This window comes from Pseudomonas sp. DCB_AW (genome assembly GCF_026240895.1).
Lineage (GTDB): Bacteria > Pseudomonadota > Gammaproteobacteria > Pseudomonadales > Pseudomonadaceae > Aquipseudomonas > Aquipseudomonas kermanshahensis.
The window spans coordinates 97,183-109,193 of the sequence record NZ_JAPFCE010000001.1 but is presented as its reverse complement, the minus strand read 5'-3'; the positions used below and the strand labels follow the sequence as shown (position 1 = coordinate 109,193).

General features: G+C 59.8%; 20 protein-coding genes. All 20 read left to right on the top strand.

All coding sequences use genetic code 11. The annotated features are described in order from the left end of the window. Positions 1-19 precede the first annotated feature (19 nt). The 20 genes from OO306_RS00510 to OO306_RS00415 all read left to right on the top strand — a co-directional run bounded on the left by OO306_RS00510 (position 20) and on the right by OO306_RS00415 (position 11,982). Positions 20-598, top strand: a complete 579-nt coding sequence (locus OO306_RS00510; RefSeq protein ID WP_265967368.1) for a hypothetical protein — start codon at positions 20-22, stop codon at positions 596-598. A gap of 152 nt (positions 599-750) precedes the next feature. Continuing rightward, on the top strand, positions 751-1,206 hold the full coding sequence (locus OO306_RS00505; RefSeq protein WP_265967367.1) for a hypothetical protein: 456 nt from the start codon (positions 751-753) through the stop codon (positions 1,204-1,206). A 63-nt stretch (positions 1,207-1,269) separates the two neighbouring features. Further along, positions 1,270-1,644 carry a putative holin gene (locus tag OO306_RS00500; protein ID WP_265967366.1) on the top strand — a complete coding sequence of 125 codons (375 nt, stop codon included), beginning with the start codon at positions 1,270-1,272 and terminating at the stop codon, positions 1,642-1,644. Next, the gene (locus OO306_RS00495; RefSeq protein ID WP_102667962.1) at positions 1,645-1,926 is read left to right on the top strand and encodes a phage holin family protein; all 282 of its coding nucleotides are present in this window, start codon (positions 1,645-1,647) and stop codon (positions 1,924-1,926) included. Continuing rightward, positions 1,926-2,264: an HNH endonuclease gene (locus OO306_RS00490; protein ID WP_265967365.1), complete on the top strand. Its 339-nt coding sequence runs from the start codon at positions 1,926-1,928 to the stop codon at positions 2,262-2,264. Before OO306_RS00495 ends, OO306_RS00490 begins: the two co-directional genes overlap by 1 nt. A 158-nt stretch (positions 2,265-2,422) precedes the next feature. Further along, positions 2,423-2,923 carry a terminase small subunit gene (locus tag OO306_RS00485; protein WP_186676625.1) on the top strand — a complete coding sequence of 167 codons (501 nt, stop codon included), beginning with the start codon at positions 2,423-2,425 and terminating at the stop codon, positions 2,921-2,923. Positions 2,924-2,926: 3 nt separating this feature from the next. Beyond that, positions 2,927-4,606, top strand: a complete 1,680-nt coding sequence (locus OO306_RS00480) for a terminase large subunit (RefSeq protein ID WP_186676628.1) — start codon at positions 2,927-2,929, stop codon at positions 4,604-4,606. A gap of 150 nt (positions 4,607-4,756) precedes the next feature. Next, on the top strand, positions 4,757-6,055 hold the full coding sequence (locus tag OO306_RS00475; protein ID WP_099453653.1) for a phage portal protein: 1,299 nt from the start codon (positions 4,757-4,759) through the stop codon (positions 6,053-6,055). Between the two features lie 16 nt (positions 6,056-6,071). After that, a complete protein-coding gene (locus OO306_RS00470) occupies positions 6,072-6,929 on the top strand; it encodes a head maturation protease, ClpP-related (RefSeq protein WP_186702643.1) in 858 nt (285 codons plus the stop codon). A 2-nt stretch (positions 6,930-6,931) separates the two neighbouring features. Next, positions 6,932-8,113 carry a phage major capsid protein gene (locus OO306_RS00465; protein WP_099453655.1) on the top strand — a complete coding sequence of 394 codons (1,182 nt, stop codon included), beginning with the start codon at positions 6,932-6,934 and terminating at the stop codon, positions 8,111-8,113. 48 nt (positions 8,114-8,161) lie between these two features. Beyond that, positions 8,162-8,698, top strand: a complete 537-nt coding sequence (locus tag OO306_RS00460; protein ID WP_186702641.1) for a hypothetical protein — start codon at positions 8,162-8,164, stop codon at positions 8,696-8,698. 4 nt (positions 8,699-8,702) lie between these two features. Then, a complete protein-coding gene (locus OO306_RS00455; RefSeq protein WP_265967364.1) occupies positions 8,703-9,044 on the top strand; it encodes a head-tail connector protein in 342 nt (113 codons plus the stop codon). Then, entirely contained in the window at positions 9,041-9,367 is a 327-nt protein-coding gene (locus OO306_RS00450; RefSeq protein ID WP_186702639.1) for a phage head closure protein, read from the top strand. The genes OO306_RS00455 and OO306_RS00450 overlap by 4 nt, the downstream gene beginning before the upstream one ends. 8 nt (positions 9,368-9,375) lie before the next feature. After that, complete coding sequence (locus OO306_RS00445; RefSeq protein ID WP_186676666.1) at positions 9,376-9,546, top strand: hypothetical protein; 171 nt, start codon at positions 9,376-9,378, stop codon at positions 9,544-9,546. Between the two features lie 3 nt (positions 9,547-9,549). Further along, the gene (locus tag OO306_RS00440; RefSeq protein ID WP_265967363.1) at positions 9,550-10,050 is read left to right on the top strand and encodes an HK97 gp10 family phage protein; all 501 of its coding nucleotides are present in this window, start codon (positions 9,550-9,552) and stop codon (positions 10,048-10,050) included. Then, entirely contained in the window at positions 10,043-10,429 is a 387-nt protein-coding gene (locus OO306_RS00435; RefSeq protein ID WP_265967362.1) for a DUF3168 domain-containing protein, read from the top strand. The genes OO306_RS00440 and OO306_RS00435 overlap by 8 nt, the downstream gene beginning before the upstream one ends. A gap of 55 nt (positions 10,430-10,484) precedes the next feature. Continuing rightward, positions 10,485-10,985 (top strand): hypothetical protein, encoded by a 501-nt coding sequence (locus tag OO306_RS00430; protein ID WP_186676675.1) that lies wholly within the window; start codon positions 10,485-10,487, stop codon positions 10,983-10,985. Between the two features lie 38 nt (positions 10,986-11,023). Then, positions 11,024-11,353: a hypothetical protein gene (locus OO306_RS00425; RefSeq protein ID WP_265967361.1), complete on the top strand. Its 330-nt coding sequence runs from the start codon at positions 11,024-11,026 to the stop codon at positions 11,351-11,353. Beyond that, positions 11,350-11,604: a hypothetical protein gene (locus tag OO306_RS00420; RefSeq protein ID WP_265967360.1), complete on the top strand. Its 255-nt coding sequence runs from the start codon at positions 11,350-11,352 to the stop codon at positions 11,602-11,604. Before OO306_RS00425 ends, OO306_RS00420 begins: the two co-directional genes overlap by 4 nt. 42 nt (positions 11,605-11,646) lie before the next feature. Continuing rightward, positions 11,647-11,982 carry a hypothetical protein gene (locus OO306_RS00415; RefSeq protein WP_265967359.1) on the top strand — a complete coding sequence of 112 codons (336 nt, stop codon included), beginning with the start codon at positions 11,647-11,649 and terminating at the stop codon, positions 11,980-11,982. Positions 11,983-12,011: the final 29 nt, after the last annotated feature.

Sequence of the window (12,011 nt, the reverse complement as noted above, 5' to 3'; positions counted from 1 at the left end):
GGGATTTAGGGGGAAGGACATGATTTATAGCAGCGTACTCGCGGCGGTCGTCTCGGCCCTGGCTGCAGAAGCGATCGACAACACCAGCAAGCAGGCCTGGCAGAAGCTATACGAGCCCGGCAGCGAAGACGGTCACGACATGGCCACCTTGAGCAAATCGGTTGAGCGCGGCGAGATCAGTCGTATGGACGCAGACTGCTGGGTATTCGCCAGGTTGCACAGCCAGCTGAAGCCGCGACACTGGGATGTGCTGGTGGCGAGATTCAGCACCCATAAGGGGCGGAAGGTTCAGTCGATCAGTCGCCTGATCCCCATGGTTGCCTCCCATGCCCCCAAGCTGTTCATCACCAGCGCCGTAACGGCCTGGGCGATTCCGAAGATGAAGGGCGCCGAGGGAAAGCGGTCGAGCGACATGATCGTATTGCCAGCTCAATTCTACGATGTCAACCGCTGGGACCCGGATGCTCGGCCTGAGCGAACACGCCGTCGCTGGAGGAAGGACATCGAGGACGTGCTGAAGCAGATGGCCGACGAAGCACTGGAGGCTGCGGCCGAAATTCTGAGCTACGAAGGTCTTTCGATGGAAAATGCCGCTTGACATCAAATGGCCGGGTGGCCGATTATTTCCTCATCCTGTCATTCCTGCGCATGTTGAGGAGTGGCTATTGAAGCCCAGCCCTAGAGCTGGGCTTTTTCGTTTTGGCCTGATATGGCATGCTGATGGCGTCAACACACAACAGAGGGATGCTGATGTCGAAGTTCGTGCAACTGCAGGAAAAATATCAGGCCGAAAAAACAGCTGATGAGATCTACTGGGCTAACTTGCATGGAATGGTCCATAACATTCGCAGCAACTTCGCCATTTATCTTGGCGTCACTCCAGATCAAAAAATTAACGTAGGCGGCGAGGAGATTCCTGTCGTTGGTTCCGGCCTGATCAATGATCATGGTGAGTTCCAGCGGTGGGCGGTAGAAAAGCTTCCTCGGTCGGAGCTCAGCTTGACCTTCGCCCTCAGAGTGGCCTATGGAGACGTAGCAACTGAGTGCGTTAAGCCCGTCAAAGCTTTCAGCATGAAAATGCACTCTGTAGGCGATACGTTTTTTGTAAAGGTTGACGGACTTCCAGAAGCCTTCAAGGGACCAGTCTTCGATTCTCTTTATGAGGCACTGTTCAACAATACGCTGCGCAAAATTGGTGCTATATAGCCTCTACTTGCGTTCAGTTACAACGAGCCCGCCATTTGGCGGGTTTTTTTTGGAGCATCATTTATGGCCGAGCCAAGTACCGGCGCCCTCGCAGTGACCGGCGTACTTGCCAGCGTCGGCCTGGGTGCTGCGTTTCCCCAGCTGGATCTCGCTGCATTGGTCGGCGCATTCGGCGGGGCTTTCTTCTATGTGGTGTTCGCCAAGGACATCAGCACCTGGCGTCGCGTCGGCTACCTGCTGGCCGGATGGATTGGTGGCTACTTCGGTGCAGCTGAGCTGATGGGCCGGGCCTGGACCCAGACTGCGGGCTTCAGCGCCTTTGTCTGCGGTGTGCTCTGCGTGGTCACGTTCTCCGGCTTGCTGGAGTGGATGGAAACCGGACGCATGCCGAACTGGCTGCAATGGGTCTTCCGCCTGCGAGCCAGGAAGGAGGGTTGAATGGTTGCCGTTATCCAGGCTGGGCTCTGTGCCGTCATCTTCGTGATGATTGGGCTGCGCTACCGGCCATACCCAGATGCTCGGTACAAGCTGAGCGTGTCGCTCATGGCGTGGGCTGCCTGCGCCGTAACCGGCATGCAGTGCGTCAGCCTCATTGGCCGCATGGTGCTGCACGATGACTTTGCTGATGCATCCTGGTTCAACACTGCGTTCTACCTGCTGGCCGCCATCTTAGTTTGCCGGGCCAAGGGCAACGTGGCCAAGATCGTTCGTGTTGACTGATGGCTAGGCTCAAGACACTCGGCCCCCGCATCAAGGAGAGCGCAGGCTCGCGGGTGAAGGTTTTGTCGCCTGGTAGTTGGCGAAGCGGCATGACCAGCTCCCAGCGCGGCTACGACTACAAATGGCAGAAGGCGAGGGAGGGGTACCTCAATGACCACCCGCTCTGCGTCTTCTGCGAACGGAACGGTCGCATAGCCGCAGCAAGGGTAGTCGATCACATCATTGCTCACCGTGGAGACATGGCTCTCTTCTGGGATCAGAAGAACTGGCAGAGCCTCTGCAAGCCTTGCCACGACTCCGTCAAGCAGGCCGAGGAGGCGGCGGGGCTGAGTGACTGAGGCGTCAGCGAGTCGCGAAATCCCGCGCGGCGCCGTAGAGGCACGCCAGTGACGTGCTTCGATATGGGTAGGGGGGGTCAAAAGCTAGCGATTCTCATCTAGCTAGACCGCCACCGACCCCACGTAGACATTTTTCTCCCCCCTAAAGGTTTTTGTTAATGGTGTTAACAGACAAACAGCGACAGTTTGTTGACGCTAAGGCCCGGGGTGCGTCCAACAAAGAAGCGGCGGAAGCCGCGGGTAGCAAGCCCTCGACGGCTGCTGCCGCTGGTTCGCGCTGGGCCAATGATCCCAAGATCGCATCCGCAATTTTGGCTCGCAGAGCAGAGCTAAGTGTTAACCCTGAGCCGAAAAAGCGGCGCGGCAAAGCGAAGGCCGATGAAGCCAGTGCAGAACCAGTCGAGATCAATGAGGCCGATGGCGAGTTCCTCAGTTGTCTGCCTTCCACTGATGATCCATTGGTCTGGCTGCTCGCACTAATGAACGAGCCCCGGGCGAAGGTCTTTGATCGCCGCAATGCTGCGCAGACCGCCGTGCCTTACATCCACGGGAAGAAGGCGGAGGCGGGCAAGAAAGAGCAGAAGGCGGAGGCCGCGAAAGAGGCGGGCAAAGGCAAGTACTCCCAAAGCAAGCCGCCCCTTACCGTCGTCAAGGGGTAGCGCATGCTTTGGACTACGGCCTGCCCAGATTGGTGGCGGCGTCTGGCCGCCAGTGAATCTATCATCCCCGAACCGCTTTTCCCCCAAGAAGCAGAAGAGAGCCTTGAAGTCTTCAAAGGGCTTCGTATTGTCGATGCCCCTGGCAGTCCAACCATTGAGAGCGCATGTGCCCCATGGGTACTCGCTTTCGCAGGAGCTGTGTTTGGCAGTTACAACAGCGAGACCGGCGAACGCCTGATTCGGGAGTTCATGCTTTGCATCCCGAAGAAGAACAGCAAGTCGACCATCGCTGCCGCAATCATGTTGACGGCCTTGGTGCGTAATTGGCGGATGTCGGCCGAGTTCATCATCCTCGCGCCGACCAAAGAAATTGCCGACAACGCCTTCGTGCCGGCCAAGGACATGGTCAATAACGACGAGGAGCTGAAGGATCTGCTGCATGTGCAGCCACACCTGCGACTGATTACTCACCGGGAAACGGGAGCCACGCTAAAGGTGGTTGCCGCTGACAGCGATGTGGTCGGCGGCAAGAAGGCCGTTGGCGTGCTGATCGATGAGGCCTGGCTATTTGGCAAGAACCCTAAAGCGGCAGACATGATTCGGGAAGCCACAGGCGGCCTGCTGTCGAGGCCCGAAGGCTTCGTCATCTGGCTGACCACGCAGTCGAACGAACCGCCCGCAGGTGTGTTCCGGTCGAAGCTGAACTATGCCCGCGGCGTACGTGATGGCCGCATCGACGACAATCGATTCTTGCCGGTCATCTACGAATTCTCCAAGGAGATGATCGACAGCGGCGATGCTCGCAAGCCGGAGAACTTCCATCTGGTTAACCCCAATATGGGGTTCTCGGTCGATCGTCCAACGCTTGAGCGCTTGTTCATGCAAGCGGAGATCGACGGAGAGGCGGAGCTGCGTGGCTTCCTGGCCAAGCACCTCAACATTGAGATCGGCTTGGCGCTTATGTCTGACGCCTGGGTTGGTGCCGAATTCTGGGAGCCCCAGGCCGCCAGCTGGTTGAGCCTGGACGAGATCCTTGATCGATGCGAGGTCATCGACGTCGGCGGCGATGGCGGCGGCCTGGACGACTTGCTTGGTCTTGCAGTTGTTGGGCGTGAAGCGGGCACTCGTCGCTGGTTCCACTGGGCCCATGCCTGGGCACACCCTTCAGTGCTAGAGCGGCGCAAGTCCGAAGCCCCACGCCTCAAGGACCTTGAGGCGATTGGTGACCTGACCCTCGTCAAGCGGATCGGCGACGACGTTGAGGAATTCGCTGCCATCGTCAAACGCATCAACGAGACAGGTCTTCTGGACAAGGTCGGTCTCGATCCAGCGGGAATCGGCTCTGTTCTCGACGCCTTAGCTGATGCTGGGGTCGAAGAAGACAAGATCGTCGGCATTTCTCAGGGCTGGAAGCTCACAGGCGCGATCAAGACGACCGAGCGGAAGCTCGCTGAAGGCTCTCTGTTGCACTGCGGTCAGCCGCTCATGGCCTGGTCCTGCGGCAACGCCAAAGGGGTGCCATCGGCCAACGCCTTCTTGATCACCAAGCAGGCCTCGGGCACAGCGAAGATCGACCCGCTGATGGCTACATTCAACGCCGTTTCTCTGATCAGCCTCAATCCTGAGGGGCGCGGGGGAATGGACAATTTCATGGCCGGCATTCGGGACCCACTGATCGCATGAACGCATTTCATATTTTCATCGCCTGCGCAGTGGTCGCTTTCTGCTTGGCATGCAGCGGGGTCTGGATGCTGGCTGGTACCGGCTGGGCTTTGCTGGCCGGATCGCTGAGCTTCTTCTGCATCGCTGGCTTCATCCGCAGAGGGCTTGTCAGTGATTAAAACCCTATCCCAGGCTTTAGGCGCTGCTGCCACCAAGCCCTCAGCCAGTATGAGCGAATGGCTGGGCAAGACCATCAAGCTGTCGGATGGCGGTTTCTGGAGTGCCTTTAATGGCGCCCAGTCCAGTAGTGGTAAGTCAGTCAGCGTCGACAAGGCCATGCGCTTGTCCACCGTGTGGGCATGCGTCCGTATCATCTCGACCTCGGTAGCCGGCTTGCCGCTGAGCATCTACCGGCGGATGCCCGATGGTAGCCGAGAGAGTGCCCGTGATTTCCCGCTGTACGACGTTGTGCACAACAGCCCCAACGAAGACATGGCTGCCTTTCATTTCTGGCAGGCAGTCGTCGCCTCGATGCTGCTGTGGGGCAACGCCTACTGCGAGATCCATCGCTCCGCTGGGCGCGTCATTGCCCTGGACTTCCTGATGCCGTCGAGAGTCGACCTTGAGTTCGACGACGATGGACGACTCAGGTATTTCTTCAGGCCCCGAAAGGGAGCGCGCCGAGAGATCCAGCGGCAGGACATGCTTCACATCCCAGCCTTCACCCTGGATGGCCGAGTTGGCCTTTCTGCTATTCGGTACGGCGCGGATGTGTTCGGTTCTGCGATGTCTGCAGATGATGCCGCCAATAGCACATTCCGCAACGGCATGATGCCCACAGTCGCTTTTTCGGTCGATAAGACGCTTAACCCGGCTCAGCGCGTCGAGTTTCGTGAGTACGTTAAGACAATCTCCGGGGCATTGAATGCCGGCAAGAGCCCAGTACTTGAGCAGGGCGTGAAGCCGGAGATGATCGGGATCAACCCTGCCGATGCGCAGTTGCTGGAGTCGAGAGGGCATAGCATCGAGGAAATTTGCCGATGGTTCGGCGTTCCGCCCTGGATGGTGATGAAGACCGACAAGGGCAGCAACTGGGGGACCGGCCTGGAGCAACAGCAGATCGCGTTTCTTACATACTGCATCATGTCCTTCACAGCGCCGATCGAGCAGTGCGTGAACAAGTGGTGCATGACGGCGGTTGACCGGATCAAATTCTACGCCGAGTACTCACTTGAAGCGTTCCTGCGTGCGGACAGCGCCGGTCGGGCAGCCTATCTCAGCACGATGGGCCAGAACGGCTACCTGACCCGAAACGAAGGGCGGCGGAAAGAGAACCTTCCAAGCATGCCAGGTGGCGACGTGCTGACCGTGCAATCGAATCTGGTGCCGCTGGACCAGCTGGGTAAGCAAGACGATGGGCAGGCCGCAAGGGCCGCTCTGATGAACTGGCTCCAACAGCCCGAAAAGTAAATCACGGGAGTAATCCATGAAGCACAAGATCCAGTCTCGCGGCCTGCGCAGCGAGATGAGCCCGCGCGCGCTCGACAAATGGAATCCCGCGATCCAGGCGGCCGTCGAGAACACCTCAGACACCATCACCGTGTACGGCGTGATCGGCGAAGACTGGTATGGCGAGGGCGTCACGCTGAAACGAATCGACGCCGCCTTGCGTGCGATCGGCGAGCGTGATGTCACCGTCTACATCAACTCGCCAGGCGGTGACATGTTCGAAGGCATTGCCATTTACAACCGCCTTCAAGAACACAGCCACGAGGTCACCACCAAGGTGCTCGGCATGGCGGCGAGCGCTGCTTCGATTGTCTTCCTCGCGGGGAAGAAGCGAGAGGTGGCCAGCAGCGCCTTCCTCATGATCCACAACTGCTGGACCTGGCTCGCCGGCAATCGCAACTACCTCCGTGATATCGCCGACGATATGCAGGAGTTCGATGCCGCGATGGCTGACCTCTACGCCGAGACGAGTGGGCAGTCGGCGGAGGACATGGCCGAGCTGATGGACGACGAAACCTATATCCGTGGTAAGCGCGCCGTGGAGCTTGGCCTGGCGACTGGGGTGTTGTCTTCCAGCGAAGTTACCGAACGCGAAACCGAGGACGCGGCCCAGAACAATGCGCTCAAGGCCATGGATGTCGCTCTGGCCAAGGGGGGGATGCCTCGATCCGAGCGCCGCGAACTGTTCGCCAATTTCAAGTCCGGCATGCCTCGCGCTCCCGGCGGGGGCACGCATAACGCTGCCTCGACCGATAAGCCCAGCGCTGTCGCGCCAGACCTCTCCGCCTCTCTGAGCGCGGCAACCAATCTCCTCAATTCTCTGAAAGGAAAGTGACCATGGACTTTGAAGCCCAAGTCAAGGAACTCAACGCCAGCCTCAAGGGCATTGGCGATCAGATCAAAAGCCAGGCCGAGGCGACCGAGAAGCAAATCAAGGCTTCCGGTGAAATGAATACCGAAACGCGTGCCAAGGTCGATGAACTGCTGACCAAGCAGGGCGAGCTTCAGGCGCGCCTGGGCGAGGCAGAGCAGAAGCTGGTGAATGCAAGCCGGGATCGGAGCCATCAGGAAGAGCCGCAGAAATCGGTAGGCGCTCTCGTGATCGAGAGCGAAGAAATGAAGGACATGAACTCGTCCTTCCGTGGTTCCCGCCGTGTCTCCGTGCCGCGCGCGGCCATCACTACCGCAACCGGCGGTGACCTGGTGCAGACTCAGCGCTTGCCGGGGATCATTGCCCCGCCTCAGCGCCGACTGACCGTCCGCGACCTGGTCGCGCCAGGTACCACCGAATCGAACTCCATCGAGTACGTCCGTGAAACCGGCTTCGTCAATAACGCCCGCACTGTGGCGGAGAACACTGCCAAGCCGTACTCCGACCTGACCTTCGGCCTGGCCACGGCGAACGTGCGGACCATCGCCCATTTATTCAAAGCCAGCCGCCAGATGCTGGACGACGCCAAGGCACTGCAGAGCTATATCGACGGTCGTGCACGCTACGGCCTCACCATGGCGGAAGAAGCTCAATTGCTTTACGGCAACGGCACTGGCGTGAACCTGCAGGGCCTCATGACCGTTGCTCAACTGTACGCCGCCCCGGCTGGTGTAGCTGTAGTGGGCGAGCAGCGCATTGACCGCCTGCGCCTGGCGCTGCTGCAGGCCGAACTGGCCGAGTTCCCATCCGACGGCATCGTGCTCAACCCGATCGATTGGGCGGCCATTGAGCTGACTAAGGACGGCGAGGGGCGCTACATCATCGGCCAGCCTCAGGAAGGCACCAACGCGAAACTCTGGAATCGCCCTGTGGTTTCTACCCAGGCCATGACACAGAACGACTTCCTCGTCGGTGCGTTCAAGCTCGGCGCCCAGATCTTCGACCGCATGGAAATCGAAGTGCTGATCTCGACCGAGAACGGTGATGACTTCGAGAAAAACATGGCAACGATTCGCGCTGAAGAGCGCCTGGCCTTTGCCATCTATCGCGACGAAGCGTTTGTCACTGGCCCGCTGGTCACGCCTTAACCCTTCCGCAACGCGGCGCCAGAAATGGCGCCCCAATGGAGTAATCCAATGGCACGTAAACAGGAAACACCAGCATCCACGACTGATGCGAAGGATCCAGTCTCGACCGTTGATACCAGCAGCGGCCCGTCTGGGGCTGCCGGTTCGCCTCTTTCGCCTGGCGGTGCGATCGGTCCAGCTAGCGGTGACCCTGGCAATTCGGGTGTCCCCGTAGTTGCTCCAGGCCAAGCGGAAGGCTCAAACCAGGTGCTGCCAGAAGCGCAAATGGCTGCTGGCACTGGGTCGGATGTCGTCACGGGCGGTCAGGGTGCCAGCGCTGGCATCGCCGCAGCTGACGCTGCGGCATCCGAAGACGCCAACCAGGCCGCATCATCCTTGGTCGACAGCAGCACCGGCGCTGATTCATTGGCACCAGAGGATCAGGTGAAGCTCAATCCTGCGACTCTTCAGATCTATCCGCTGCGGTCATACATGGATGAAGGCGAGCTTCGCCGTCGCGGCGGCCCGGCGTATACAGTGCCGCGCCGGCACGCTGAAGAGCTGGTGCAGCGGAATCTGGCATCCCTCGAATCACTGAAGGAGTGAGGGTATGTCGGTCATCAGTTTGACCATTGCCCGTCATCACCTGCGGGACCCCGACGACGATGACGATTACCTGGAGCTCCTGATCGAGGCGGCCGAAGGGCAGGCGATGGACTATCTGAACCGTCGTTTCTATGTCGACCAGCAGGCGCTGGATGAGGCTGTCGCCGCCGGGGATGCCGGCGAGTCTCCAATGGTCTGCAACAAGCAGATCAAGGCCGCTTCGTTGCTGATCCTCGGCCACCTTTACGCCAACCGTGAGGATGTTGTGACCGGGACCATTGCCACTGAGATGCCGAAGGGCTCCGAGGCACTCCTGACCCCGCATCGTATCGGGTGGGGCGTATGAGGGCCGGCCCGCTACGTCACCTGTTCGAGGTGACCCACCGACATGAGGAGCGCAATAAGTCTGGGGGAGCAACAGTGACGTGGCGCCCTGCAGTTCGCCCTGAAATGTGGGGCGAAGTCCGCACCCCTACTGGGCGCGTAACAGCAGTTGCTGAAAAGCTGAGTGCTGTTGTCACGGCCGAGATTATCGGTAGGCCGCGCTCAGACATCATTGCCGGGTCGCGTCTGACGCGCCGTGGGGTCACTTACCAAGTCGAGGCAGTTTTGCCGGACAACGAGAACACCCTGATGAGGCTGCTCTGCTCATCGGTACCGAATCCATGAGGTGAACCATGAAAATCCGAGCACTGGGCCCGCTGACGGGAGCATCTGGCGAACGAGAGAAGGGCGAAGAGTTCGAAGTCGCCAAGGAGTACGGCGAGGGGCTGATTGCTCGCGGCTACGCCGAGGCGGTGGACGAGAAGGCCGCCAAGCCAGCGAAGGCCGACCAGGCCAAGGAGTAAGCCATGGCCCGCCGGTCAAGCATTCGCGGCGATATCCGGCTACGCCGCACGCTACGTAATATCCACCGGACGATGGACAACGAACTGCAGCCCGCAATGCTGGAGGCGGCTAACCGCATCCTGGAGACCCAGCGGCAGTTGATGCCCAAGGATACCGGCGCCGCCGCTGCAGCCTTGCGGCTGTACGTCTCGCCCAGTGGCCTGGACGCTCAGATCGGGATCCGCGGCAAGCGCGACAACCGGCGGTTCTTCTACCTGCGGTTCATTGAGTACGGGACCAAGGGTTACCTTGGAGGAAAGCGCGCTGGCAACCGCAACCGAAAGCCCTCTAACAAGAGCGACGGCACGCACTTCTTCGGGAAGTATCCCGCCATGCCGGCCAGGCCTGCCCACCCGTGGCTCCGGCCGTCGATGCAGGTCAACCGGGAGTACGTTATGGCAGACATCGAAGCTGCGGTGCGTCGAACGCTGCGAAAGGCAAGCCAAGGGGTAGGCAATGGCTGATCCATCACTGGCCTTGCAGGAAGCGATCTTTGCCAGGCTCACGGCCGAGGTCAGCTGCCCTATCTACGACGGCGCACCACTGAACGCGGATATGCCTTATGTCTCCATTGATCGGGAGGTCTCGGTCAATAGCAGCCCGATCTCAGGCCGCAAGCGTGAGACGCGCCTTCTGTACCTGTCGGTCTGGTCCGATGCCGTGGGCCAGGCCGAGGTCAAACGCATCAACGGCGAGGTCATCGCCGCACTCGACGAACGCCGCCTCCCGCTGGAGGTGGGCCGCGCGGTATCCGTCCGGGTCGAGCAGGCCGACGCTCAGCGCGACGCCGACGGCATCACTTACCAGGGCTCGATCACCGTCCGCGTGATCACCACCCACTGAACCACCTACCGGCCGCGCCGCGGCTTTTATCCAATGTGCCTTTGGAGGAATACCCATGGCCGATGACAACCTCAACACAGCTGCCGGCTGCCGCTTCTTCCTCGGCGGCAAGACCGGCGCTGACACCGAAACTAAGTACAAGGCCGACACCTACGTCGAAGTGGGCGAGATCGAGGACCTGGGTGAGTTCGGCGATACCTTCAGTGGCGTGAATTTCACGTCGCTGAAAGACGGCCGCGTGCGTAAGTACAAGGGCACTGCCGACGCTGGCGACCTGACGCTGACCGTAGGCCTGGACAATGGCGATGCTGGCCAGAAGGCCGTCAAGACTGCCCACAAGGACCGCAGCAAGGGCGATTACAACATCAAGATTACCCTCAACGACGGCGACCCGGATGCCTCCCCAGCGATCAGCCCGACCACGTTCTACATGCGCGGGAAGGTAATGAACAACACCGTCGCACCTGGTGCTGCTGACAACGTGGTGCGCCGCAACGTCACTATCGGCATCAACTCGGACATCCTCGAACTGCTGCCGGCCCCCGTCACCCCGTAACTCTCCCGGGGCTCCAGCCCCGGATTCAGGACTGAGCGATGAACAACACTTTGCACGGCACTATGACCGTGAAACTGGGCGACGAGGAATTCACCCTGCGCCCCACCCTCAAAGCGGTTCGCGCCATCGAGAGCCGTTTTGGTGGCCTTCGCGGTGCATCGGAGGGTCTGCGCGCGGTCGGGGTTGATGCCTTGGCGATCATCATATCCGCCGGGGCCGACCTTGATGGGAAGGCGGCTGAGGCCTTGCCTGAGAAGGTCTGGCAGCAAGGCGCCGCCGAGCTGACGCCGGTAGTCACCGCCTACCTGTATGCGCTCTACAATCCGCGCGGCGTCACTTCGGGAAAGGAACAAGCCGGGGCGGCGTGAGCGTCGTCGAGGACGGCAGCTACGTCGACCGGCTGTTCGCGATCGCTACCGGTTGGCTGGGCTGGGCGCCCGAGGTGGCATGGATCACGCCTCTCCCGGAGCTGTTCATGGCGATGGACGCCAGACTGGAATGGGTGAAAATGACCAACCCGTTCGGCACCGGTAAGGCTTTGGATCAGCAGGGCAAACCGAAGGCTTCCACCGTGGCGGATAAGTTAAGGGAGGCGCTGACCGGAAGACGGGCCATTTAGCATTTTGTTAGTCTTCCCTGTCCGAGTGCGAGGGATTGACGAATGCAGAAAATGATAGTGATGCTTCCTGCTCTTTTAATGTTGGCAGCATGCGGGCAATCGGATGCAAAAAAGGCAGAAAGTGCAGCTGCTATGGCTGAGATTAGAAACCAGCGCGTGGCTAGAGAATTTGTGAGCGGAGTCTTAAAAGATCCAGCCAGCGCAGAGTTTCGTAATCAACGCGGGCTTTGCGGCGAGGTGAATTCTAAAAATTCGTTTGGAGGCTATGTCGGTTTCAGGAAATTCATTGCAGCAAGCAAGGAGATGGTAGTTTTCGAAAATGATGGCCGCATGAACCCAGGAGATTTTGAGACAGCCTGGTCAACGCACTGTCGTTAGTTTTCCCGCTTTACCACCCGCTTCGGCGG